The organism is Roseateles agri (assembly GCF_034043675.1).
Lineage (GTDB): Bacteria > Pseudomonadota > Gammaproteobacteria > Burkholderiales > Burkholderiaceae_C > KK5.
Genome location: NZ_JAXCLA010000006.1, coordinates 511,845 through 536,390 on the forward strand (window position 1 = coordinate 511,845; position 24,546 = coordinate 536,390).

At 68.8% G+C, this 24,546-nt stretch carries 20 protein-coding genes; 7 read left to right on the forward strand and 13 right to left on the reverse strand.

Annotated elements, in window-relative coordinates:
* The first annotated feature begins 180 nt into the window (after positions 1-180).
* Positions 181-744 (forward strand): GGDEF domain-containing protein, encoded by a 564-nt coding sequence (locus SNE35_RS20245; protein WP_320424815.1) that lies wholly within the window; start codon positions 181-183, stop codon positions 742-744.
* 22 nt (positions 745-766) lie between these two features.
* Here the strand turns inward: SNE35_RS20245 and SNE35_RS20250 are convergent, their stop codons facing one another.
* The 9 genes from SNE35_RS20250 to SNE35_RS20290 are packed head-to-tail and all read right to left on the reverse strand — an operon-like array spanning position 767 to position 9,868.
* The gene (locus SNE35_RS20250) at positions 767-1,942 is read right to left on the reverse strand and encodes an acyl-CoA dehydrogenase (RefSeq protein WP_320424816.1); all 1,176 of its coding nucleotides are present in this window, start codon (positions 1,940-1,942) and stop codon (positions 767-769) included.
* Between the two features lie 9 nt (positions 1,943-1,951).
* Positions 1,952-2,365, reverse strand: a complete 414-nt coding sequence (locus tag SNE35_RS20255) for a RidA family protein (RefSeq protein WP_320424817.1) — start codon at positions 2,363-2,365, stop codon at positions 1,952-1,954.
* The gene (locus tag SNE35_RS20260) at positions 2,352-2,774 is read right to left on the reverse strand and encodes an acyl-CoA thioesterase (protein WP_320424818.1); all 423 of its coding nucleotides are present in this window, start codon (positions 2,772-2,774) and stop codon (positions 2,352-2,354) included. Before SNE35_RS20260 ends, SNE35_RS20255 begins: the two co-directional genes overlap by 14 nt.
* Positions 2,771-4,399 (reverse strand): AMP-binding protein, encoded by a 1,629-nt coding sequence (locus tag SNE35_RS20265; protein ID WP_320424819.1) that lies wholly within the window; start codon positions 4,397-4,399, stop codon positions 2,771-2,773. The genes SNE35_RS20260 and SNE35_RS20265 overlap by 4 nt, the downstream gene beginning before the upstream one ends.
* Positions 4,396-5,526, reverse strand: a complete 1,131-nt coding sequence (locus SNE35_RS20270) for an acyl-CoA dehydrogenase family protein (protein ID WP_320424820.1) — start codon at positions 5,524-5,526, stop codon at positions 4,396-4,398. Before SNE35_RS20270 ends, SNE35_RS20265 begins: the two co-directional genes overlap by 4 nt.
* Position 5,527: 1 nt before the next feature.
* On the reverse strand, positions 5,528-6,367 hold the full coding sequence (locus SNE35_RS20275) for an enoyl-CoA hydratase family protein (RefSeq protein ID WP_320424821.1): 840 nt from the start codon (positions 6,365-6,367) through the stop codon (positions 5,528-5,530).
* Complete coding sequence (locus SNE35_RS20280) at positions 6,367-6,840, reverse strand: MarR family winged helix-turn-helix transcriptional regulator (protein ID WP_320424822.1); 474 nt, start codon at positions 6,838-6,840, stop codon at positions 6,367-6,369. Before SNE35_RS20280 ends, SNE35_RS20275 begins: the two co-directional genes overlap by 1 nt.
* Positions 6,837-7,559 (reverse strand): SDR family NAD(P)-dependent oxidoreductase, encoded by a 723-nt coding sequence (locus SNE35_RS20285; protein ID WP_320424823.1) that lies wholly within the window; start codon positions 7,557-7,559, stop codon positions 6,837-6,839. The genes SNE35_RS20280 and SNE35_RS20285 overlap by 4 nt, the downstream gene beginning before the upstream one ends.
* Positions 7,556-9,868 (reverse strand): bifunctional salicylyl-CoA 5-hydroxylase/oxidoreductase, encoded by a 2,313-nt coding sequence (locus tag SNE35_RS20290; RefSeq protein ID WP_320424824.1) that lies wholly within the window; start codon positions 9,866-9,868, stop codon positions 7,556-7,558. Before SNE35_RS20290 ends, SNE35_RS20285 begins: the two co-directional genes overlap by 4 nt.
* A gap of 163 nt (positions 9,869-10,031) precedes the next feature.
* Between SNE35_RS20290 and kynB the strand changes: the two genes are divergently transcribed.
* Genes kynB through kynA form a run of 3 tightly spaced genes read left to right on the forward strand, consistent with a single transcriptional unit; the run spans position 10,032 to position 12,777 of the window.
* Entirely contained in the window at positions 10,032-10,655 is a 624-nt protein-coding gene (gene kynB / locus SNE35_RS20295) for an arylformamidase (protein WP_320424825.1), read from the forward strand.
* Positions 10,655-11,941, forward strand: a complete 1,287-nt coding sequence (gene kynU, locus SNE35_RS20300) for a kynureninase (protein ID WP_320424826.1) — start codon at positions 10,655-10,657, stop codon at positions 11,939-11,941. The genes kynB and kynU overlap by 1 nt, the downstream gene beginning before the upstream one ends.
* Positions 11,938-12,777: a tryptophan 2,3-dioxygenase gene (gene kynA, locus SNE35_RS20305; protein ID WP_320424827.1), complete on the forward strand. Its 840-nt coding sequence runs from the start codon at positions 11,938-11,940 to the stop codon at positions 12,775-12,777. The genes kynU and kynA overlap by 4 nt, the downstream gene beginning before the upstream one ends.
* A gap of 4 nt (positions 12,778-12,781) precedes the next feature.
* On the opposite strand, the gene SNE35_RS20310 is transcribed toward kynA, so the two are convergent.
* A complete protein-coding gene (locus tag SNE35_RS20310) occupies positions 12,782-14,095 on the reverse strand; it encodes an MFS transporter (protein ID WP_320424828.1) in 1,314 nt (437 codons plus the stop codon).
* A 10-nt stretch (positions 14,096-14,105) separates the two neighbouring features.
* A complete protein-coding gene (locus SNE35_RS20315; protein WP_320424829.1) occupies positions 14,106-15,308 on the reverse strand; it encodes a M20 aminoacylase family protein in 1,203 nt (400 codons plus the stop codon).
* A 107-nt stretch (positions 15,309-15,415) separates the two neighbouring features.
* Between SNE35_RS20315 and SNE35_RS20320 the strand changes: the two genes are divergently transcribed.
* A complete protein-coding gene (locus SNE35_RS20320; protein ID WP_320424865.1) occupies positions 15,416-16,312 on the forward strand; it encodes a LysR family transcriptional regulator in 897 nt (298 codons plus the stop codon).
* A 9-nt stretch (positions 16,313-16,321) separates the two neighbouring features.
* On the opposite strand, the gene SNE35_RS20325 is transcribed toward SNE35_RS20320, so the two are convergent.
* A complete protein-coding gene (locus SNE35_RS20325) occupies positions 16,322-16,741 on the reverse strand; it encodes a hypothetical protein (RefSeq protein ID WP_320424830.1) in 420 nt (139 codons plus the stop codon).
* A 134-nt stretch (positions 16,742-16,875) separates the two neighbouring features.
* Between SNE35_RS20325 and SNE35_RS20330 the strand changes: the two genes are divergently transcribed.
* Entirely contained in the window at positions 16,876-17,709 is an 834-nt protein-coding gene (locus tag SNE35_RS20330) for a helix-turn-helix domain-containing protein (protein WP_320424831.1), read from the forward strand.
* Here the strand turns inward: SNE35_RS20330 and SNE35_RS20335 are convergent.
* Positions 17,693-19,039 carry an epoxide hydrolase family protein gene (locus tag SNE35_RS20335; protein ID WP_320424832.1) on the reverse strand — a complete coding sequence of 449 codons (1,347 nt, stop codon included), beginning with the start codon at positions 19,037-19,039 and terminating at the stop codon, positions 17,693-17,695. The genes SNE35_RS20330 and SNE35_RS20335 overlap by 17 nt on opposite strands.
* Positions 19,040-19,260: 221 nt before the next feature.
* Here SNE35_RS20335 and SNE35_RS20340 point away from each other — a divergent pair, with 221 nt between their 5' ends.
* Positions 19,261-24,327: a trifunctional serine/threonine-protein kinase/ATP-binding protein/sensor histidine kinase gene (locus SNE35_RS20340; RefSeq protein WP_320424833.1), complete on the forward strand. Its 5,067-nt coding sequence runs from the start codon at positions 19,261-19,263 to the stop codon at positions 24,325-24,327.
* The last annotated feature ends 219 nt before the right edge of the window (positions 24,328-24,546 follow it).

Sequence of the window (24,546 nt, forward strand, 5' to 3'; positions counted from 1 at the left end):
CGCAAAGCCGATGCTAGTCCCGATCAGGCCGCCCTGTCGCTCGTCATCCCCCGCGAATCCATTGCTGCCCTGCAGCATGAAATTCAGGCCTATCCTGTCGCCGAGGGTTCAGGAGCATGCCGACGCTTCAAGCGCCTGCATACGATGGCCCGACCGTTCGCAGCCCGACAGGAGTACCCGATGAACATGCACCCTCCCGATCTGCCCGGCACGCTTGCGCGCCAAGCCGGCATGCAAGCGCTGGAACAGGCGGCACGCACGGCGGCCGACGCCAAGAAGGCGCTGGCCGTGCTGACCTTGGATGTCGATCACTTCAAGCCCTGGCACGACGAAGTCGGCGAGGCACAGTCAGCCGCCGCGCTGGCGCGCCTGGTCGAGGTGCTGAAGCAGGCCTTGCCGGCCGGCACGCCCGTCGTCCATCTCGGCAGCGACGAATTCTTCGTGATGCTCGCGGGTCATGAGCTCGCGAGCGCCCAGGCGCTGGCCGAGCAGGTTCGCGCCGCGATTGCGCAGGGGCTCGCCTCCTTCGACGCCAGCCCGCCACTGAGCGTCACGGTCGGCGTCGCGGCCAGCCCGGCGCAAGGCGCGTGGAGCGGCCAGGCACTGCTCGCCCTGGCCGACATGCGCATGACCTTCGCCAAGCGGCGCCTCGTGCCGCACCACAACCTCGTCTGGGCCGGCACCTTGCCGTCCGACTGGTACGCGCGGCTGGACATCGATCCCGCCCGCTGGCCCGCGCTGTAGCAGCGCGGCTGCTTCCGCCGCTTCAGAAAGCGGCAATTCCCGTCATTGCGCGGCCCAGGATCAGCGCATGGATGTCGTGCGTGCCCTCGTAGGTATTCACGACCTCCAGGTTCACCAGGTGCCGCGCGACGCCGAATTCGTCGCTGATGCCGTTGCCGCCCAGCATGTCGCGCGCCGTGCGGGCGATGTCCAGCGCCTTGCCGCATGAGTTGCGCTTCATGATCGAGGTGATCTCGACCGAGGCCGTGCCTTCGTCCTTCATGCGGCCCAGGCGCAGGCAGCCCTGCAGACCCAAGGTGATCTCGGTCTGCATGTCGGCCAGCTTCTTCTGCACCAGCTGATTCGCGGCCAGCGGTTTGCCGAACTGCTTGCGGTCCAGCGTGTACTGGCGCGCCGTGTGCCAGCAGTCTTCCGCCGCGCCGAGCGCGCCCCAGGCGATGCCGTAGCGGGCGCTGTTGAGGCAGGTGAACGGGCCCTTCAAGCCGCGCACCTCGGGAAAGGCGTTCTCCTCGGGGCAAAACACCTCGTCCAGCACGATCTCGCCGGTGATCGAAGCGCGCAGGCCCACCTTGCCGTGGATCGCCGGCGCCGACAGGCCCTTCCAGCCCTTCTCCAGCACGAAGCCGCGGATCGAGCCCTCGTCGTCCTTGGCCCAGACGACGAACACGTCGGCGATCGGCGAGTTGGTGATCCACATCTTGGCGCCGCTGATCGAGTAACCCCCGTCGACCTTGCGGGCCCGCGTGATCATCGAAGCCGGATCGGAGCCGTGGTTCGGTTCGGTCAAGCCGAAGCAGCCGATGGCCTCGCCGCTGGCCAGGCGCGGCAGGTACTTGCGCTTGGTGGCTTCATTGCCGAACTCGTTGATCGGCACCATCACCAGCGAGCTCTGCACGCTCATCATCGAGCGGTAGCCGGAGTCGACCCGCTCCACCTCGCGCGCCACCAGGCCGTAGCAGACGTAGTTGAGGCCGGCGCCGCCGTACTCTTCGGGAATGGTCGCGCCGAGCAGGCCCAGCGAGCCCATCTCGCGAAAGATCGCCGCGTCGGTCCTCTCATGGCGGAAGGCCTCGGTGACGCGCGGGCGCAGTTGCTCCTGGCAATAGGCGCGGGCAGCGTCGCGCACGGCGCGCTCGTCGTCGGTGAGCTGCTGGTCCAGCAGCAGCGGGTCGTCCCAGTGGAATTGCGGCTTGCTCATGATGAATCTCTAGTTGGGAATGATGGCGGTGACCTCGATCTCGACCTTGGCGCGGTCCTCGATCAGCCCGGCCACCTGGACCGCGGTCATCGCGATACCGTATTCGCGGCCCAGCACTTCACGGTACACCGCGCCGATCTCGCGGCCGCGGGCGACATATTCGCGCTTGTCGAGCAGATACCAGGTCATCCGCGCGACATGTTCGGGCCCCGCGTCGGCCTCGGCAAGCACGGCCTTGATGTTCGCCAGCGTCTGGCGCACCTGCTCGACCAGATCGTCGCTCTCGAATTCGCACTGCGCGTTCCAGCCGATCTGGCCGGCCACGAAAACTTGTCGACCGCTGGCCGCCACGCCGTTGGCATAGCCCCGCGGCGCGGCCCAGCCGGCGGGCTGCAGGATCTGCTTGTTCTCAGGATTCGTCATTGATGCATAACTCCAAGGCTGCGCGGAGGTCGTCGGGGAACGGCGTGGGCTGGTGCGTGTCCAGCGAAGTGCAGACCAGCACCTGGTCGAAGGCGGCACGCACACCGTCGTCGCCGTGAAATTCGGTGCGCAAGCCCAGCGAAGTCCGCCCCAGCTTCGTCACGATGAGTTGCTGGCGCAGCACGTCGCCCATCCGGCTGATCCGCCTGAAATCGCTGTGCAGCTGGATCGTCGGCATGCCGAAGCGGCGCTGCCCCAGGAACTCCGCGTAGTTCACCTTCAGTCCTTCGTTGAACCAGTCTTCCATCACGCCGTGCAGCATCTCGAAATAGCGCGGGTAATAGACGATGCCGGCCGGATCGCAATGACCGAAGCGGACCCGTTCCCGGCGCTCGAACGCAACTTTCACGTGGACGACTCCTGGCGCAGGCGAAAGCGTTGGAGCTTACCCGTCTCGGTACGCGGCAGCGCGGCGCGGAACTCGATCGCCCGCGGGTATTTGTAGGGCGCGATCGTCGCCTTCACGTAGTCCTGCAGCGCCTTGGCCATCTCGGACCCGGGCACGCGCCCCTCGCGCAGCACGACGAAGGCCTTGACGATCTGGCCGCGCTCCTCGTCGGCCACGCCGATCACGCCGCACTCCGCCACCGCCGGATGGGCCAGCAGCGCCGACTCCACCTCGGGCCCGGCGATGTTGTAGCCGCCGGAAATGATCATGTCGTCGGTGCGGGCCTGGTAGACGAAGTAGCCGTCCGCATCGAGCAGATAGGCGTCGCCGGTCAGGTTCCAGCCCTGGGCCACATAGTTCGCCTGGCGTTCGTCGTCGAGATAGCGGCAGCCTGTCGGACCCATGACGGCCAGCCGCCCGACCTGCCCCGCCGGCAAGACCTGGCCCTCATCCCCGAGGACGCAGGCGCGGTAACCGGGCACGGCCTTGCCGGTGGCGCCGGGCTTCGCGTTCGATTCGTCGTGCGAGATGAAGATGTGCAGCATCTCGGTGGAGCCGATGCCGTCGATCATCTCGATACCGGTCGCGTCCTTCCACAGCTTGCGCGTCGCCGCCGGCAAGGCCTCGCCGGCACTGACGCACTTGCGCAGGCTGCTCAGATCGTGCTGCGCCGCCTGGGCCGCCATCGCCCGGTAGGACGTGGGCGCGGTGAAACAGACGGTGGCGCGGTACTTGGCAATGGCCGGCAGCAGCACGTCCGGCGCCGCCTGCTCCAGCAACACCGTCGACGCCCCGACGCTCAGCGGGAACAACAGCAGCCCGCCGAGGCCGAAGGTGAAGGCCAGCGGCGGGCTGCCGATGAAGACGTCGTCCGCCACCGCGCGCAGGCAGTGCGGCGGCCAGCAGCGGCAGGCGGCCACCACGTCGCGGTGGTTGTGCATCGTGCCCTTGGGCTGGCCTGTCGTGCCGGAGGTGAAGGCGATGATGCAGCAGTCCTCGGCCGCGGTATCCACGTTCGTGAAGCTCGGCGACTTCGCCGCGGACAGCGCCTCCAGCCCGTCCGCCGCTGTGCTGCGGTAGTGGACGACGCTGCGCAGCGTGGGGCACTGCTCGCGCGCCTTCGCCAGTTCCTCGGCCAGCCGTTCGTCGCACAGCGCGTGGCTGATGCGCGCCTTCTGGATCACCTGCGTCAATTCCTTGGCGCGCAGCAGCGGCATCGTGCCGACCGCGATCGCACCGGCCTTGACGATGGCGAACCAGCAGGCCGCCATCTGCGGCGTGTTCGCGCCGCGCAGCAGCACGCGGTTACCGGGCACGACGCCGAGATCCTCGACCAGTACGTGGGCGATGCGATTGGCCTCGGCCTGCAGTTCGGCATAGCTCCAGCTCTCGCCCGAGGCACCGGCGACCACACAGGGCTTGCCGCCCTGCCCGGCCGCGATCCAGCGGTCGAGCAGTTCGTGCGCACAGTTCATCCGCTCCGGGAACTGCAGCTCCGGCAACTCGAAGATCAGCTCCGGCCACTGCTCGCGCGGCGGCAGATGGTCGTTGGCGAATGTGTCGATGTGGGCGGACTTGGAACTCATCTCAAGAGGTCTTTCCCGATGATCAGTTGCTGCACTTCGCTGGCACCTTCGTAGATGCGCAGCGCGCGGATCTCGCGATAGAGCGACTCGACCACTTCGCCCGATCGAACACCACGGCCGCCATGCATCTGCACGGCCGCGTCGATGACCTGCTGCGCGCCTTCGGTGGCCATCAGCTTGGCCATCGCCGCCTCGCGGGTCACGTTCCTGCCCTGGTCGCGCTGCCAGGCCGCGCGATAGACCAGCAGCGCCGCGCTGTCCACCGTGCAGGCCATGTCGGCCAGCTTCGCCTGCGTCAGCGGCAGGTCGGCCAGGGTGCCGCCGAACATCCGGCGTTCCTTGGCCTGCTTCAACCCTTCGTCCAGCGCACGACGGGCAAAGCCCAGCGCCGCGGCGGCGACCGAGGTACGGAAGATATCCAGCGTGCGCATGGCCAGCTTGAAGCCCTGGCCCGGCACACCCAGCATCTGGCTCGCCGGAACCCGGCAGTTGCTGAACCTCAGGCGCGCCAGCGGATGCGGCGCGATCACCTCGATCCGCTCGGCGATCTCGAAGCCCGGCGTGCCGGCATCGATGATGAAGGCGCTGATGCCGCGCGAGCCGGGCGCCTCGCCGGTGCGCGCGAAGACGATGTAGAAGTCCGCGATGCCACCGTTGGAGATCCAGGTCTTCTCGCCGTTCAGCACGTAGCTGTCACCTTCAGCGGTGGCGCTGCACCGCATCGCCGCCACATCGGAGCCCGCCTCGGGTTCAGACAACGCGAACGCCGCTAGCGCCTCGCCTCGCGCCACGCGGGGCAGATAGCGCTCACGCTGCTCCGGCGTCCCATCCAGCGAGATCGCGCCGGAGCCCAAGCCCTGCATCGCGAAGGCGAAATCCGCCAGCCCGTTGTGCCGCGCCAGCGTCTCGCGCAGCAGGCAGATCGCGCGGGTGTCGATCGCCCGGCCCTCGCCGCCGATCGCGTGGTTCAGCCAGCCCGCCTGGCCCAATTGGCGAACAAGCGAGATGCATTCGGCGTCGACATCGTCGGCATGGCCGAAGTGCAGGTGCTCAGCGCACCAAGCTTCGAGATGCGCTGCGAGCTCGCGATGCTTGTCGTCGAAGAAGGGCCAGTCGGTATGCATCATGTCAGTCGCCCTCGAACACCGGCTTCTGCTTCGCCACGAAGGCGTGATACGCCCGGTGGAAGTCCTGCGTCATCATGCAGATCGCCTGGGCCTGCGCTTCGGATTCGATCGCCTCGTCCACGCCCATCGCCCATTCCTGGTGGAGCATCTTCTTGGTCATCGCGTGGCCGAAGCTCGGGCCGTTGGCGAGGTCGGTGGCCAGGGCCACGCCCGTGTCCAACACCTGCTCGGGCTCGACGAGGCGGTTCAGGAAGCCCCACGAATACGCCTCTTCGCCGCCCAGCGAGCGGCCTGTGTAGAGCAGGTCCGACGCCCGCCCCTGGCCGACGATTCGCGGCAGGATCGCGCAGGCGCCCATGTCGCAGCCGGCCAGGCCCACGCGGGTGAACAGGAAGGCCGTCTTCGAGCGCGCGGTGCCCACGCGCAGGTCCGAGGCCATCGCGATGATCGCGCCGGCGCCGGCGCAGACGCCGTCGATGGCGGCGATCACGGGCTGCGGGCAGGCGCGCATGGCCTTGACCAGGTCACCGGTCATCCGCGTGAAAGCCAGCAGGTCCGGCATCGTCATCTTCGTCAGCGGGCCGATGATCTCGTGCACGTCGCCGCCGGAGCAGAAATTGCCGCCGGCGCCCTGCACGACGATGGCCTTCACATCGGGCACGTAGCAGAGCTTGCGGAACAGGTCGCGCAGTTCGGCGTAGGAGTCGAAGGTCAGCGGGTTCTTTCGCTCGGGGCGGTTCAAGGTGATGACGCCGACGGCGCCGCGCTGTTCCCAGCCGAAGTGCTGCGGCACATAACTGGAAAGATCGACGGTATTGCCCGCCACGAGATGTTGATCCATCACTGCGATTCCTTTGATGCGTGGTGATCCTTCAGCACGGCCAGCAGTTCGTAGACCTGCGTCTTCTGCTCCGCGCTCCAGCCGGCCAGCAGTTCGACGATCCATTGCTCGTGCGTGCTGGCCATCTTCTTGAACTGGCGCCGGCCCGCGGCGGTGAGCTTGACGGCGAACGAGCGGCGGTCGCTCGGGTGCGCCTCGCGTGCCACCAGGCCCTCGGCCTCCAACTGGTCGGTGATGCCGGTGACGTTGCCGCCTGTGACCATCAAGCGCTGCGACAGCTCGCGCATCGTCAGCCCGTCTGGGTGGCGCTCCAGCTGGGCCAACAGGTCGAAGCGCGGCAGCGTCGTGTCGAACTCCGTGCGCAGCCGGCTGCGGATCTGGTTCTCCACACGGGTCGTGCAGGCCAGCAGGCGCAGCCAGAGCTTTAAGGCCTGGTGGTGGTCGTCGACGACGCGGGTTTCGAAATCGGTCATGCTGTCTCTCCACCGCAGACGGCGATCGCCTGGCCGTTGACGGACGCGCTGCCTGCCAGCCACAGCACCGTCGCCGCCACTTCGTCCGGCTGCACCAGCCGCCCCTGCGGATTGCTTTTCGCGAACTCCGCCTTCGCCTCTTCGGCGCTGCGGCCGCTCTTCTCGACCAGGGTACGCACCGAGCGCTCGATGATCTCCGTCTCGGTGTAGCCGGGGCAGACGGCGTTGACCGTCACGCCCTTCTTCGCATACTCCAGCGCCATCGCCCGCGTGAGACCCAGCACGCCGTGCTTGGCCGCGCAGTAGGCGGCCACGTAGGCATAGCCCTTCAGCGCTGCGGTGCTGGCCACGTTGACGATGCGGCCGAAGCCGCGCTGCGCCATGCCGTCCACCACCTCGCGCGAGCAGAGGAAGGTGCCGGTCAGGTTGACGTTCAGCATGCGCTGCCAGGCATCGAGCGAGGTGGCGGCGAACTTGCCGGTCTCGACCTGGCCGGCGTTGTTGACGAGGATATCGACCGGTCCGATGGCGGCGAAGGCCGCGCGGACAGCCGCTTCGTCGGCCACATCCGCGACCTGGTACGGCAGGCCCTGCGCGCGCAGTCGCTCGGCGCTGCGGCCAATGATCGTCACCTGTGCGCCGGCCTCGGCAAATGCTTGGGCGACAGCGGCACCGATGCCACTCCCCCCGCCGGTGATGACAACGTTCTTGCCTTTCATACGCCCAGCGCCTTGTTCGCCTGCTCTTGCGCAGCCACACCTTGCGCGCGTTGCCGCTCGAACTCGCGCTCCAGTTGCTGCTTGCCGCTGAGGTACTGCCGCGGCCACTCGACACCGGTGAAGCCGATGCGCGCGGCCTCGGTCAAGGTCCAGGCCGGATTGGCCAGGTGCGGGCGGGCGACGGCGCAAAGGTCCGCCCGGCCTGCCGCGATGATGCTGTTCACATGGTCGGCCTCGGAGATCGCGCCGACGGCGATCGTCGCGATGCCGACGCGGTTGCGGATGTTCTCGGAGAACGGCGTCTGCCACATGCGGCCGTAGGTCGGCTTCTCGGCCTTGCTGACCTGGCCCGAGGACACGTCGATTAGGTCCGCGCCCGCCGCCTTGAAGGCTCGGGCGATCGCCACGCTGTCCTCCGGCGTGATGCCACCAGCCACCCAGTCGTGCGCGGAGATGCGCACCGACAGCGGACCGGGCCACACCGCGCGCATCGCCGCGAACACCTCCAGCGGGTAGCGCAGCCGGTTCTCCAAGCTGCCGCCGTATTCGTCGCTGCGCTGGTTGGTCAGCGGGGAGATGAAGCTCGAAAGCAAGTAACCATGTGCGCAGTGCAGTTCCAGCCAGTCGAAGCCGGCCTGCGCGGCACGCCGCGTGGCGGCGACGAAGTCCGCCTTCACGCGGTCCATGTCGGCGCGGTCCATCGCGCGGGACCAGTCGCTGACCGCTTCCAGGTACTGCTGCGGCGAGGCCGAGATCAGCGGCCAGCCGCCCTCGGCCAGCGGCTGGTCGATGCCCTCCCAGGCCACGCGCGTCGAGCCCTTGGCGCCGGCGTGACCCAGCTGCATCGCGATCTTGGCCGTGGTGTTCACATGGACGTAATCGACGATGCGCTTCCACGCCGCGCCCTGCTTGTCGTTCCACAGGCCGGGGCAGCCGGGGGTGATGCGCGCATCGGGCGAGGTGCAGGTCATCTCGGCGAAGACCAGGCCCGCGCCGCCCATCGCCCGCGCGCCGAGGTGGACGAGGTGATGCTCGGCCGGCACCCCATCCACGCACGAGTACTGCGCCATCGGCGAGACGACGACGCGGTTCTTCAGCGTGAGGCCGCGCAAAGTGAACGGCGTGAACATCGGCGGCACGGCGGGGCCGTCGGCCAGCCAGCGCTCGAAGCCTTCGACGTAGGCCTGGTCGCGCAGCCGCAGGTTCTCGTGCGAGATCCGCTGCGAGCGGGTCAGCAGCGAGTAGGCGAACTGCTCGGGATCGAGCCGCGCATGGCGCTCGACGTTCTCGAACCATTCGGTCGAATTGCGGGCGGCGTTCTGGATGCGCAGCACGTCGATCGAGCGGCTGGCCACATAACGCTGCAGCGCAGCGGACAAGTCCACCGGCGATTCAGCAATGTCCCGGGCCAGCGCGATCGAGTCCTCCAGCGCCAGCTTGGTGCCGGAGCCGATCGAGAAATGCGCCGTGTGCGCGGCGTCGCCCATCAGCACGATGGGCGTGCCGTCGCCCTCGCGGCGATGCACCCAGTTCTTGCAGACGACACGCGGAAAGCGGATCCACTGCGCCGAGCCGCGCAGGTGCGAGGCGTTGGACACCAGCGAGTGCTCGTCCAGCACCTTCGCGAACAGCCGCTCGCAGAAGGCGATGCCCTCCTCCTTGCTCATGTCCGCGATGCCAGCCGCCTGCCAGACCGATTCCGGCGCCTCGACGATGAAGGTCGAGGTGTGCTCGTCGAATCGGTAGGCATGGGCCTGGAACCAGCCCCACTCGGTCTGCTGGAAATCGAAGGTGAAGGCCTCAAACAGCCGGCTCGTGCCGAGCCAGACGAAGCGGCAGTTGCGCAGGTCGACGTCGGGCTGGTAGCTGGCGGCGTACTTCTGGCGGACGCGGCTGTTCAGGCCGTCGGCGGCGATGATCAGGTCGGCATCGATCCCGGCGTCGTCCTGCACGTCGGCCTCGTAGACCAGCTTCACGCCCAGCTGCTCGCAGCGCGCCTGCAGGATGTTCAGCAGCTTCTTGCGGCCGATGCCGCAGAAGCCGTGGCCGCCCGAGCGCACCGTGCGGCCGTTGATGTGGACCTCGATGTCGTCCCAATGGTTGAACGATTGCAGGATCTCGTCCGCCGTCTGCGGATCGGCCTCGCGCAGCGCACCGAGCGTCTGGTCGGAGAACACCACACCCCAGCCGAAGGTGTCGCCGGCGCGGTTGCGCTCCAGCACCGTCACCTCGTGACGCGGGTCCTGCTTCTTCATCAGCAGCGCGAAATACAGGCCGGCCGGTCCGCCGCCGATGCAGGTGATGCGCATGGCTCAAAACTCCTCGTTGCGGCGTACTTTAGGAATTGATTGTTTAGATGTCAACTAAATAGAATCGGTGCCAGAATTCGTCCTGCACGTTGGAAATAACCGACACCGCGCGATTCCGAACGACTCTAGAGTCCGGCCGCTGTCAAACGAGGTGCCTCATCACATGAAACGGCTCTGGGACATATCCCCCACCGTCTCCCCGGCCTCGCCGATCTTTCCCGGCGACGAGCCCTATTCCCTGCGCTGGACCGCGCAGCTCGGCCCCGGCTGCCCGGTCAACCTGAGCGCGCTGACGATGTCGCCGCACGTCGGCGCGCACGCCGATGCGCCGCTGCACTACGCGAACGACGCGGCCAGCGCGGCCGAGGTGGACCTGGACGCCTACATCGGCCCCTGCCGCGTGATCCATGCGATAGCCTGCGGACCGCTGATCCGCATCGAACACCTGATGCATGCGGCTAACGCGTTACCTGAGCGGGTGCTGGTGCGCTGCAACGAGCGGGCCGACGAGACCTGGAACCCCGCCTTCACCGCCTACGCGCCCGAGACGGTGGAGTGGCTGGCGGCGCAAGGCGTCAAGCTGATCGGCCTGGACACGCCTTCCGTCGACCCCGCCGACAGCAAGACGCTGGACAGCCACCAGCGCCTGCTGCGCCTGAACCTGCGCGTGCTGGAGAACCTGGTGCTCGACGAGGTGCCCGAGGGCGACTACGAACTGATCGCGCTGCCGCTGAAGCTGGCCGGCGCCTGCGCATCGCCGGTGCGCGCCATCCTGAGGAAAGCATGATGAAGACAAGACAAGATTTCGAAGCCCTGGACACGGCCGACAAACTGCGCGCCCTGAAGAAGCAGTTCGTCCTGCCGCCCGGCGTGATCTACCTGGATGGCAACTCGCTCGGCGCGATGCCGGCAGCCACAGCCGAGCGCACGCGCCAAGTCGTCGAGGACGAATGGGGCGTGGGCCTGATCCGCAGTTGGAACGATGCGAACTGGATCGACCTGCCCGCCCGCATCGGCGACAAGATCGCGCGCCTCGTCGGCGCCGGCAAGGGCGAGGTGATCGTTGCCGATTCGACTTCGCTGAACCTCTACAAGGTGATGTCGGCGGCGCTGGAGCAGGTCAAGGCCCAATCGCCTGATTCACAGCGGCGCCTGATCGTCTCCGAGCGCGAGAACTTCCCGACCGACCTCTACATCGCGCAGAGCCTTGCCCAGCAGCACGGCTTCACGCTGAAGCTGATCGACTCTTCTGACGAGCTGCCGGCCGTGCTCGACGAGCAGCTCGCCGTGCTGATGCTGACGCAGGTGAACTACCGCAGCGGCCGCGTGCTGGACATGCAGGCCATCACCGCGCAGGCCCACGCGGCCGGCGTGCTGGTGGTCTGGGACCTGAGCCATTCCGCCGGCGCCATCCCGGTGGACCTGCTCGCGGCCAATGCGGACTTCGCTGTCGGCTGCGGCTACAAGTACCTGAACGGCGGCCCCGGCGCGCCGGCCTTCGTCTGGGTCAACCCGCGCCACGCGGACAAGTGCTCGCAGCCGCTGTCCGGCTGGCTCGGCCACAGCGCACCCTTCGCCTTCACCACCGACTACCAGCCCGCGCCGGGCATCAAGCGCTACATCTGCGGCACGCCGTCGGTCATCTCGATGGCCGCGCTGGAATGCGGGGTCGACACCTTGCTGGCCGCCGAGCCGCTGGGCGGCATGGCCGCACTGCGGCAGAAGTCGCTGGACCTGACGAACGCCTTCATCACGCTGGTGGACGAGCGGCTGGCGGCCGAATTCGGCGTGCGGGTCGCTTCGCCGCGCGACCCGGCGCTGCGCGGCAGCCAGGTGTCGCTGGCGCTTGCCGAAGAGATGGACGGCGACGCCTACGCCGCGGTGCAGGCGCTGATCGCGCGCGGCGTGATCGGTGACTACCGCGCCGGCAAGCCCAACCTCTTGCGCTTCGGCTTCACGCCGCTGTACCTGGGCTTTGCCGAGGTGTGGGACGCAGTGGAGCACCTGGTGCAGGTGCTGCGCGGCAAGGAGTACCTGCAGCCGCGCTTCCAGAAGCAGGGAGCGGTGACGTGAGCGGGGGCGAGAACATCGTTCGCGACGAGAAGGCGCAGCTCGACTTCTCAAAGGACATGAGCTACGGCGACTACCTGCACCTCGACGAGATCCTGAACGCCCAGCATCCGCTCTCGCCCGAGCACAACGAGATGCTGTTCATCGTCCAGCACCAGACATCGGAGCTGTGGATGAAGCTGATGCTGCACGAGTTGCAGGCGGCCATCGCCCACGTGGCGCAGGACAAGCTGCCCGAGGCCTTCAAGATGCTGGCCCGCGTGTCGCGGATCATGGAACAGCTTGTGCACGCCTGGGACGTGCTGGCGACGATGACGCCGCCCGAGTACACGGCCATCCGTCCCTACCTGGCCAACAGCAGCGGCTTCCAGAGCGCGCAGTACCGCCGCATCGAGTTCCTGCTCGGCAACAAGAACGCCGCGATGCTGAAGCCCCATGCGCATCGGCCGGATCTTCTCGCGCAGGTCGACGAGGCCTACCGCGCACCGAGCCTCTACGACGAAGCGCTGAAGCTGGTGCAGCGCCGCGGCATCGCCGTGCCGGCAAGCCACCTGCAGCGCGACTGGACCCAGCCCTACGCCGCCGACGACGGCGTCAAGGCCGCCTGGCTGGAGGTCTACCGCGATCCACCCAAGCACTGGGACCTGTACCAAATGGCCGAGGAACTCGTCGACCTGGAAGACGCCTTCCGCCTCTGGCGCTTCCGCCACGTCACCACGGTGGAGCGCGTGATCGGCTTCAAGCGCGGCACCGGCGGCACCGGTGGCGTGAGCTACCTGCGCAAGATGCTGGACGTGGTGCTGTTCCCGGAGCTGTGGGCGGTGCGCACCGAGCTTTGATCCGTCAGTTTTCGAGTGCGCGGCTGCGACTCTCCGGCAACGCCAGCATCGCCAGCGCGGTGACCACGCTGGTGGCGGCCACGTACCAGGCCGGCGCGGCCGGGTTGCCGGTGGCGGCGATCAGCCAGGTGATGATGAACTGCGTCGTGCCGCCGAACAGCGCCACGCCGATCGCGTAGGCGATGGACATGCCCGTCGCGCGGATGCCGCGCGGCAGCAGCTCGGGAATCGCCACCAGCGAGGCCGCGCCGGTGAGGGCCGACAACGCGGCCAGCACGCTCGTCACCGCCAGCAAGGTGGCCGGCGTGGGGTTCGCCACCAGCAGGCCGAAGGCCGGCACCGTCAACACGGCCAGCGCGATGCGCGGCAGCAGCATCGTCGGCTTGCGGCCGAAACGGTCGCAGGCCCAGCCGCCGACGAGGCTGAACACCAGGGTCATCAGGCCCACCATCACGGTGGCGCCCATCGCGACCAGCGGCGGGAATTTCAGCGTGGTGATCGCGTAGGTCGTCATGTAGCTGCCGACATAGGTCGACACGGTGCCGCCCAGCACGACGAGCACCGCCAGCGCGATCAGGCGCCGGTGCTTGATCAGGCCCACGCTGCCGCTGTTACTGGGCACGACCGGCGCGTCGTGCAGCGTCTCCGGCATCGCGCGGCGCAGGTAGAAGGCCAGCGGCAGCAGCAGGAGCCCCGCCGCGAAGGGCAGGCGCCAGCCCCAGGCCTGGAGATCCGCCGGGCTCAGCGTGCCGATCACCACGACGCCCAGCGAGCCGGCGACCAAGGTCGCCACGCCCTGGCTGGCGAGCTGCCAGCTGGCGAACAGGCCGCGGCGGTTCGACGGGGCCGCCTCGATCAGGAAGGCGCTCGACGGCCCGACCTCGCCGCCCAGCGCGAGCCCCTGCACCAGCCGGCAGATGACGACGATCACCGGCGCTGCGATGCCGATCGATTCATATGAAGGCGTCAGCGCCAGCCCCAGCGTGCCGACGGTGATCAGGGCTATCGTCAGCAGCATCGCCGGCTTGCGGCCGACGCGATCGGCAAAGGCGCCGATCAGCACGCCACCCAGCGGCCGCGACACGAAGCCGACGCCGAACACCGCCACCGACAGCAGCAACGAGCCCAGCGGCGTCGAGGCCGGGAAGAAGGTCTTGCCGATGTAGACGGCGAAGAAGGCGTAGGTGACGAAGTCGTAGAACTCCAGCGCATTGCCGGCGACCGTGGCCGCGACGATCTTGCGCGGGATCGATCGCTGCTGCGGCACGGGCGGCACGAAAGCAGGCTGCGAAACAAACGTGGCTTGGGCAAGGTCCATGTCGTCCTCCTCAATCGGCCAGGAATCGTTCCGCCAGCAGCGTCCAGTAGGCCGCGCCGATGGCGATGTTGTCGTCGTTGAAATCGTAGCCCGGGTTGTGGACCATGCAAGCGCCCGCGCTGTCGCCATCGCCATTGCCCACCAGCAGGTAGCTGCCCGGCACGCGCTCCAGCATGAAGGCGAAGTCCTCGCTGCCGCTCTCGGCCGCGCGGTCCGTGATCACCTTGTCCGCGCCCAGCAGCTCCAGGCCGACCTTGCGCGCGAAGTCCGTCTCCGCCTTCGTGTTGACCAACACCGGATAGCCGGCGCGCCAGGCCACCTCGGCCTGCACGCCATAACTCTCCGCCTGAGCGGCCACCAGCACGCGGATCCGCTGCTGCAGCAGCGCTCGTACATCGCGGTCCAGCGAGCGCACGCTCAGCTCCAGCGTGGCGCTGGCCGGGATCACGTTGTTGGCCTTGCCGGCGTGGATCGCGCCGACGGTGACGACCGCCATCTGCTGCGGATCGACATTGCGCGAGACGACGGTCTGCAGCGCCATCACGATGCTCGCCGCGGCGACGATGCTGTCCGCCGCGCGGTGCGGCATCGCGCCGTGGCCGCCGGTGCCCTGCAGCGTGATCGTCGCGTAGTCGCTAGAGGCCATCGCCGCGCCCTCGCGGAAGGACAGGTGCCCCTGCGGGATGCCCGGCATGTTGTGCATCGCGAAGATGGCGTCGCAGGGATGCTGCTCGAACAGGCCCTCCTCGATCATCCGCAGTGCGCCGGCGCCGCCCTCCTCGGCCGGCTGGAAGATCAGCTGCAGCGTCCCGCTGAAGCGGCCCTGCGTGGCCAGGCGCTTGGCCGCCGCCAGCAGCATCGCCGTGTGGCCGTCGTGGCCGCAGGCATGCATCAGGCCGGGCTTGCGGCTGGCCCAGGGCAGGCCGGTGGCCTCGTCGACCGGCAGCGCATCCATGTCGGCGCGCAGGCCCAGGCGCTTGCCGCCCGTGCCCCGCACCAGGGTGCCGACGACCCCGGTGCCGCCCAGGCCGCGCCGGACGGCATAGCCCCAGGACTCCAGCTTGGCCGCGACCAGCGCCGCCGTGCGGTGCTCCTCGAAGGCCAGCTCAGGCTCGGCGTGGATCTCACGCCGCAGCCGGATGAACTCGCCCACCTGCGCGTCCAGCGCATGGGCCAGGTAGGGACTCGATTCGATCGCTTCGTCGGTATCCATCGGCGCAGGCTCCGGTCGGTGATGCCGGCTTGAATGTAGGAGCGGTCCGCCGAAACATCCAATGCATTGTTGAGCGCTGCTGGATGAGCTGGATGCATACTTTCGCGATGACGCTCGTCCAGCTCCGCCACATGATCTCGCTCGCACAGACCGGCTCGTTCAGCCGCTCGGCCGAGGCGCTGTTCCTGACCCAGCCGGCGCTGTCGCGCAGCATCAAGGCGCTGGAGGACGAGCTGGGCCAGCCGCTGTTCGACCGCGTGGGGCGCCGCGCGACGCCCACCGCCTATGGCCGCGAGGTGCTGCAGCGCGCGCGCAACCTCGTCTTCGAGGCCGACGAGCTGGCTGCCAGCGGCAGCCACCAGAGCGCCGGCCGGGCCGGCTCGATCCGCATCGGCATGGGCTCCGGCCCCGGTGCGATGCTGATGACGCCGCTGCTGCAGCTGATGGCGACGAAGCACCCCGCGATCCGCTGCGAGATCTCGCGCGCCCGCACCGAGCTGCTGGTGCGCGCGCTGCGCGACCGGGAGCTGGACGCACTGGTCGTCGACGCGCGCTCGCTGCTGCCCGCGCCGGACCTCAGCGTGACCAGCACCAGCGAGATGCGCGGCACGATCATGTGCCGGCCCGGCCATCCGCTGACGCGTCGCCGCGCAAGCAACAGCGCGCTGCGCTTCGACGCGCTGCTGAAGTACCCGATCGCCTCCACCCCGCTTAGCGACGAGGTCGCGCGCACGCTGGTCGAGCGCTACGGCCCGCAGGCGCATCCGGCGCAATGCGTGACCCTGCGCTGCGAGGAGGTGCCGAGCCTCGTCGAGGTGGTGCGCCACAGCGACGCGATCCTGATCGCGATCCGCGCGGCGGCGCCGGACCTCGTCGAGTTGCCGATGAAACCGGCGCTGGACGCGACCGCGCGCTTTGGCATCGTCACCTTGGCCGGCCGGGCCGAGGCGCCGGCGATGGGCATCGTCCGCACGCTGGTCGAGGCCCTGATGACGGACGGCTGAGGCAGCGCTTCAGGCAGTCACCGCACGGCCGCTGCGCGTGCGCCGCAGGCCGGTCCACTGCAGCTCCGCCAGCACGACGACACAGGCCGCCTGCGCCAGCACCCAGGCCACGCCCCAGGCGCTCACCGGGAACGCGCCGCAGGCCAGCAGCGCGATGCAGCCGAGTGCCCAGCCGAGGTTGCCGAAGACGACGAGGCCGATCAGCCCACGCGGCGGCGTCGCGCGGCTGGCCATCCAGGCCGCCAGCGCCGCATAGCCCAGCAGGAAGACGCCGGTGCCGCCGAGCAGCGCGGCCGGCAGGCCGGTCAGCCGTGCCAGCGATTCGGTGAACAGCAGCTGCAGCGCGCCGCTCGCAGCGCAGGAGGCGGCATCGGCCCACATCACGCGGGACAGGAAGCGCGGGGAAGCGAAGAAGGTGGTCGTGGACATGATCGGGGTCTCCGGTTCGTTCCGCCGCAGGCCCGTCCCGCAGCGTTGGAGACGATCATTCCGCCCGGCCTGCGGCGAGTCGATGACCTGCCAGGTCATGGCGGCGCGGCGCGCAGCGCTCAGAATGACCGTCCATGAATGACACCTCCGTCACACCTGGCGCACGCGATCCGTTCGGCACCCACCTGCGCCACTGGCGCTCGCAGCGCCGCATGAGCCAGCTGGACCTCGCCCAGCATGCGGACATCTCGACGCGCCACCTCAGCTACGTGGAAACCGGCCGCGCCTCGCCGAGCCGCGAGATGGTGCTGCGCCTGGCGCAGCGGCTGGACGTGCCGCTGCGCGAGCGCAATGCGCTGCTGGTCGCGGCCGGCTTCGCGCCGATGTATTCGCAGCGCAGCCTCGACGACCCGGTGCTCGCCGCGGCGAGACAGGCGGTAGACCTCGTACTGAAGGGCCACGAGCCCCACCCCGCGCTGGCCGTGGACCGCCACTGGAACCTCATCGCCCACAACGCGCTCGTCCCGCTGCTGATGGCCGGTGCGGCACCCGCGCTGCTGCAGCCACCGATCAACGTGCTGCGCCTGAGCCTGCATCCCGAGGGTCTGGCGCCACGCATCGCCAACCTGGCGCAGTGGCGCACCCACCTGCTGGAACGCCTGCAGCAGCAGATCGCGGCGACCGGCGATGCCGCGCTGCAATCGCTGCACGACGAGCTGCTCGGCTACGGTGCGCCCAATGCGCAGCATCACGACACGCCGGCGCCGCACGCGGTCGCCGTGCCCTTCCAGCTGAAGACCGCCGACGGCGTGCTGAGCTTCATCAGCACGACGACGATCTTCGGCACGCCGGTGGACATCACGCTGCAGGAGCTGGCGATCGAGTCCTTCTTTCCGGCGGATGAAGGCACGGCGCGGCGGCTGGCGGCGATGGCAGCCGCACTACCTGCCGTCAACGAAGCGGCCTGAACGCGGCCCGCAGCTCGTCTGCAAAGAGATCGGGCTGTTCCCAGGCCGCGAAGTGGCCGCCCTTGCTCACTTCGTTGAAGTAGTAGAGCGTCGGATAGGCCTTCTGCGTCCAGGTCTTCGGGGCACGATAGATCTCGCCCGGGAAGACGGTGACGGCCACCGGCACCGTGATCTGGGCCGTCTTCTGGTGCGCGGCGCTGAAGTTGTTGTTGTTGTTCTCCCAGTAGAAGCGTGAGGAGGACGCGCCGGTGTCGGTCAGCCAGTACAGCGTGATGTCGTCCAGGATCTCGTCCTTGCTCAGCACGCGTTCCGGATTGCCGGCGCTGTCGGTCCATTCCGCGATCTTCTCGTACATGAACGCAGCGAGTTCCACCGGCGAATCGCACAGCCCGTAGCCGATCGTCTGCGGCCGCGTCACCATCAGGGCACCGTAGGCCGCATTGCGCGCGAAGAAGTGGCTCAACGTGTCGTAGGCCTTGCGCTCATCGGCCGTCAGATTCGCAGGCGCGGGCGTGCCTCCGAAGATGCCGCTGACCAGTTCGGTGGGGATCGTCGGCGGCATGTTCACGTGGATGCCGCGCAGGCCCTTCGGATTCAACACGCCCAGGGCGTCGGAGATGACCGAGCCATGGTCGCCGCCCTGCGAGACGTAATGGTCGTAGCCCAGGCGATGCATCAGCGTGTCCCAGGCGCGCGCGACTCGATCGGGGCCCCAGCCGAGCTTGTCGGGCCGGCCCGAGAAGCCGTAGCCCGGGATCGCCGGGATCACGACATCGAAGGCATCCTCCGCCCGGCCGCCGTGAGCCACCGGATCCGTCAGCGGGCCGATGGTCTTCAGGAACTCCAGCGGCGAGCCCGGCCATCCGTGCGTCAGGATCAGCGGCATCGCGTTGGGGTTCTTCGAGCGGACGTGGATGAACTGGATGTCGACACCGTCGATGGTGGTGACGAACTGCGGCAGGGCGTTGAGCCTGGCCTCCGTCTTGCGCCAGTCGTAGCTCGTGCCCCAATAGCTCATCAGCTCCTGCAGCTTCGCCTGTTGCACGCCCTGCGAGGTGTCGGGGACGGTCTCCTTGTCCGGCCAGCGCGTGGCCCGGATTCGTCGGCGCATCTCCTGCAGATCTTTCTCGGACACCTCGATCCGGAACGGCCGGATGGCGTCGGTGCCAGCCGCAGGGTCGGCCACCGTGGCGCCGTTCGGCCCGGTCCATCTGGCGACGTCCTTGTTGGCCGCGTGTGCCCCCACGACGAAAGTGGCAGAGGCCGCGATCGCGAGGCATTGGAGCGCCCGTCGGAACAGGGGCGCGGAGGAAGGTGGGAACTTGGGCATGTGTCGACTCGTTTCTTCGTCTGAATGGAATGGCGGGGCCCGGAGACCGGGGCCGCTGCATGACACCAGAGCCGCGGCGGCTTGCCCATACAACTTCCAGTTGCACATCTCCTACCAAGGTTTGCCCCCGAAGCGCCCTGTCGCTTGCGCGACGCGGTGACGGCCGTTATCATTTCATTCATGTAGTATTCCCTACATGAAATATGCCAGACCAAGCCGTCATGTTCCGCTCCGAATCTCGTCCACTGGGCGCCCGCCTGCAACGGACTCTCAATGAAAACGGGGAGTCCGTCCTGCTTGCCGGACGCAGCCCGGAGGCACCGCCCAGGCTTGCTGCGCTGCGGCGCGAGTTCGAATTCCGCTCGGCACTGGACGAGACCTGGGCCGTCCTGCCCGTGGCTTTCCTGCCCTATGGCGACGGGGCCGTGCTGGTCCTGAAGGACCCGGGCGGCGCCTTGCTGGATGGCCGCGCCGGCCAGCCCTTCGAGCTGCGGCAGTTCCTCTCGGACGCCCTTCTCGTGGCCACGGCGGTGTCGAAAATGCACGCGGCCCGGGTCCTGCACCGATCGCTGACACTCGATCGCATCCTGGTCGACCCCGACACGCGCACGGCGCGCCTGACCGGCTTCTGCTGCGCGGCATCCGCGACCGGGTCGGCGCACGAAGCGGGCGAGGAGCCCGACTGGGATCCCCGCGCCGTCGACTACATGGCGCCCGAACTCAGCGGGCGCGCCAATACCCGTGTCGATCCGCGCACCGACCTCTACGCGCTGGGCTGCATCTTCTACGAGCTGCTGACCGGCAGGCCACCGTTCGCCGGCAGGGACACCTCCGGCCGACTGCATGCCCACGCCACGAGCCGACCGGCGCCGCCGAACGAGTTGCAGCCCGAAGTGCCGCGGCAGCTGTCGCTGATCGTGCTCCGCCTGATGGCGAAGGAGCCGGGCCAGCGCTATGCCAGCGCCGATGCGCTGTGTGCCGACCTGCGGGCCTGCGAGGAACTGCTGCAGCAGCACGGCACGATCCCCGAATTCCCGCTGGAAGCCGGCGCCCGGCCCAGGGACGCCGCCGGCTTCATCGGCCGGGAACCTGAGCTGCAGCGCCTGATCGACGCCTTCGGCGCCGTGGCGGCCGGCCAGGGCCTGCGGATCGGTCTCGTGTCCGGGCCGCCCGGCCTGGGCAAGTCGGCACTGCTGCGCGAGGCGGCCGCCCGGATGGCGAAGCAGAGCAGGCCCTTGGTCTCGTCGGCCAAGGGCGCCATGGCGCGCACCGGCGCGCCCTTCGAGACCATGGCCCAGGCGCTCGAGGCGCTGCTGAAGATCGTGCTCGGCAGCGCGGACCGCGAGTTCGCCACCTGGCGTGAGCAGCTCGCGCAAGCGGCCGGCACGGTGGCCGACAAGCTGGTGCGCCTGCTGCCCAGCCTCGGCGCGATCCTGCAGCTAGAACCTGCGGCGCTGGCCGATGCGTCGGGGCTTGTGGAAGGTTCGCTGGGCCTGGAGCGCGAGATCGTGCTGGGCGCGATGGCGAGGCTGAGCGCCTGCTTCGCGCGCGACGACCACCCCCTGGTCCTGATACTCGACGACCTGCAGTGGGCCGATGTGGAGACGCTGCAGGTGCTCGAACGCCTGTCGCAGGACCATGCCGATGCGCCGATGCTGGTGCTGGGATCGCTGCGCTCGACCGAGGCCGGGGCCGGGGCCACCGCGCTGCCGCCGCTGGGGACACGCCTCGATGCATCGAAGACGACCCATATCGCGCTGACGCCGTTGAGCCGGCAGGAGGTTCGCGAACTGATCGGCGAGATGTTTCCGAAGACCGCCTCAGCGCCCGACGAGCTGGCCGGCCTGATCGAGGCCTGGACGGGACGCAACCCCTTCTTCCTGAAACGGCTGCTGAGCCGGCTGGTCGGTGAGCAACTGATCCGCTACGAACCCGCGACCTCATGCTGGACATGGGACCCGCAGCAGATCATGCGGCATCCGGTCCGGCTCACCGTGAAGGAGTTGCTGGTCCACGACCTGAAGGAGCTTCCCGAAGGCACGCAGACGGCATTGCGGATCGTGGCCGCTGCCGGCGATCGCTGCGCGCTGTGGCTCATCGCCGCCATCGCAGGAGCGGACGAGCTTGCGCCCGCCGTCGCCGCGGGGTTGGTTCGCCTCGACGACGACGAGGTGGTCTTCACGCACGACAACGTGCGGGACGTCGCCTACGAATCGCTGTCCGGTCTTCAGCAGGCGGAGCTGCACCTTCGCCTCGCGCGGCTGCTGATCGCGCGCGGCGGAGCACAGACCAGAACCTACGTCATCGCAACACAGGCCCGGCTGGCGGAGCCCGCGGTCACGGAGGCCGAGGAACGACGCACCTTCGCGCGGCTCAACCTGGCCGCGGGTCGTCAGGCCAAGGCAGCGGCAGCCCATCATTCGGCGCTGACCTTCTTCCGTTCGGCGCTCGGCTACTTCGAGAGCGTGCCCGATGCTGATGGCGCGCGGGAAGCGACGCTGCTGTGCGGCGAGGCCGAGTTCATGACCGGTGCGCTGGACGCGGCCGAAGTGCGCCTGACCGCCCTGCAGAGCGAAGCCAGCGACCCGCTGTTCGGCGCTGCCGTCGCGCGCCTTCGCGCGGCGCTCTACACAACGCGCGGCGACTTCGGCCAGGCACTGGACATCGGTATCCGCTTCCTCGCCAAGGCCGGCATCGAGATCCCCCGGCACCCAAGCGCGGCCGAGGTGGACGCCGAGCATGCGCGCCTGCGCCAATGGCTGGACCGGCATGGCGTGCAGGCCATGTACGACATCCCGACCGACACCGATCCGCTGCGCCGCTCGATCACCGACATCTTCTCCGAGCTGCTGCCGCCCGCCATGTATACGGACCAGAACCTGGTCGACGTGATGCTGATGCGGCTGACCAATCTCGCGATCGAGCACGGCCACTCGGACGCCTCGCCCAACGGCTATGTCTGCCTGAACCAGATCTTCGGCGTTCGCTACGGCGATTACGCCAGCTCGAAGGCCTTCGGCGAGCTGGCCCTGCATCTGGTGAACGAGCGCGGCCTCGGCAAGTACCGCGCGCGCGTGTTCCACACCTACGGCACCTTCGTCGTCCCCTGGGCCGCGCCGGCGCGGTCCGCACGCGCTCACCTGGAGCGCGCCTTCGAGATCGCGACGCAGGTCGGCGACCATACCTTCGCGCTGTACTGCGGAAGGAACCAGGCGACCGGCATGCTGTTCGCCGGCGAGTTCCTGGGGGACATCCGCCGGACGGTCGACAGCGCGCTGGTGCGCGCCCGTGACGCCGGCTTCCAGCTGGTCGTCCACGCGCTGCTGGCGCAGAAGATGCTGATCGGCGAGTTGCAGGACGGCGGCGAGCTGCTGGAGGCCATGCCCGAACCCCAGGAGGACGCGCCCGCCACGCTCGTGGACCTGGCCTACTGGGTCTACCGGCTCCAGCTCGATCTGCTGTTCGGGCGGCTGCCGGGCGCACTCGAAGCGCGCCGCCGTGCCGTGGCCTGCCAGATGGCGGGCCGCTCCTTCGCCGAGTTCGCCGAGCTGCCCTACTACGGCAGCCTGGCCCTGCTCGCACAGGCGCACCTCAGCCGCGAAGACGAGGATGTCATCGCGGCGAACCTCGCCCTGCTGAGCGCATGGGACGCTGCCTGCACCGAGAACTTCGGCGCCCGGCTGGCCCTGGTCCGCGCGGAACAGGCACGCACGCAGGGGCAGGCCTCCGAGGCGCAGCAGCTGTACGCCAGCGCCGTGACGCAGGCCCGCCAGCAAGGCTTCAAGCCGGTCGAAGCCCTGGCCGCGGAACTGGCCGCGGGCTTCTATGCCGGGCTGGGGCGGGACATCGAACAGCGGGCCTATCTGCGGCATGCCCTCGGCGCCTGGCAGCGCCTGGGCGCCGCCGCGAAGGTGCGGCAGCTGCAGCAGGCCCACGCGGACATCCTCGCGCTCGACCAACCCGCGCCGGCGAGCCCCCTGCTCCATCAGCTCGACGTGCATGCCGTGCTGCGGATCTCGAACTCGCTGGCCAGCGACATCGTCCTGAACCGCGTCGTCGAGACCGCCATGCGCACCGCGCTGGAGAGCAGCGGCGCGGACTTCGGCGCGCTGGCCGTGCTGCAGCAAGGCGTCTGGCAGGTCCTCGCCATCGCCAGCGCGGGGCATGGCGGCATCGAGGTGATGCACGGGCCGACCCCGTTGTCCGACGAGTTGCTGCCGGTCTCCACCCTGCTCACCGTCGCCAGGACGGAGGCGCCGGTACAGATCGGGGATGCGCGCGACGAGCCCGCGCTGGCGCAGGATCTCTACGTGAAGCGCGCCCGGCCGCGCTCCATGCTGGGCGTGCCGATGATGCGCTATGCCCGATTCATCGGCGTGCTCTACGTCGAGAACAAGCTGGCACCGAACGTCTTCACGGCCGCCAAGGCGACCTTGCTGGAGGTCATCGCGACCCAGGCCTCGTTTGCGCTGGAGAACACGCGGCTCTACCAGGAACTGTCGGACCAGCACATGCTGCAGATGCAGACCGACGAGCGGCTGCGCACGGCCCTGGCCGAACTGGCGCGGTCGAGCCGGCTGCAGGCGATGGGCGAGCTGGTGGCGTCCATCGTGCACGAGATCGGTCAGCCGCTCACGGCGATCGATACCTCCGCGAGCGCGGCAGGCCGCTGGCTCGATCGGGAGGTGCCCGACATCGGCGAGGCCCAGGCCATGATCTCGCACGTGAGCCTCAGCGCGAAGCGGGCGAAGAGCATCATCCAGAGCCTGCGCTCGATGGCCCGAAAGGCCGACCCGCAGTTCGCCGACGTCGATCTCCGCGAGGCGCTGGCCGAATGCGTCAGCCTGGTCGCCGGCCCGCTCGCAGAGCTGGGCGTCTCGCTGCGCTGCGAAGGGCCGGCCCCTACGCGCCGGGTGCGCGCGGACCGGGTCCAGCTGCAGCAGGTCGTCATCAACCTGCTGATGAACGGCGCCGAGGCGATGGCCGGGCAGGCACCCGACGCACGGCAACTGCAGCTGTCCTGTTCGGAGGCCGCGACGGGCGCCGTGGCCATCGCGGTCGAGGACCGCGGCACCGGCCTTTCCGACGAGGCGGCCAAGCGACTGTTCGAGCCCTTCTTCACCACGAAGTCGAGCGGCATGGGCATGGGCCTGGCCATCTGCAAATCGATCGTCGACGCGCACGGCGGCACGCTGGCGTTCAGCGTGCGGTCCGAAGGCGGGACCCGGGCGGTGCTGGAGCTTCCCGCGGCCGAACCCACGGTCACCGGCATCCGGCCGGATGTATGAATGCAACTGCGGCAGCGATGGCAAGCGCCCATGCTGCGGTTGGCCGCGGCGCAAACCAGCGTATGAGCGCGGCCCTCACTTCGTCTGATTGGGCGCGGGCGGCGCCTCTGGTCCCATCAACTCCATCGCGGACACCGCTGGCACGAAGCCGATGCGCCGCGATCCGCGTACCGGCGGCGAATCCGTCCCGCCGGGCACCTCAGACCCAAGGAGTTGATG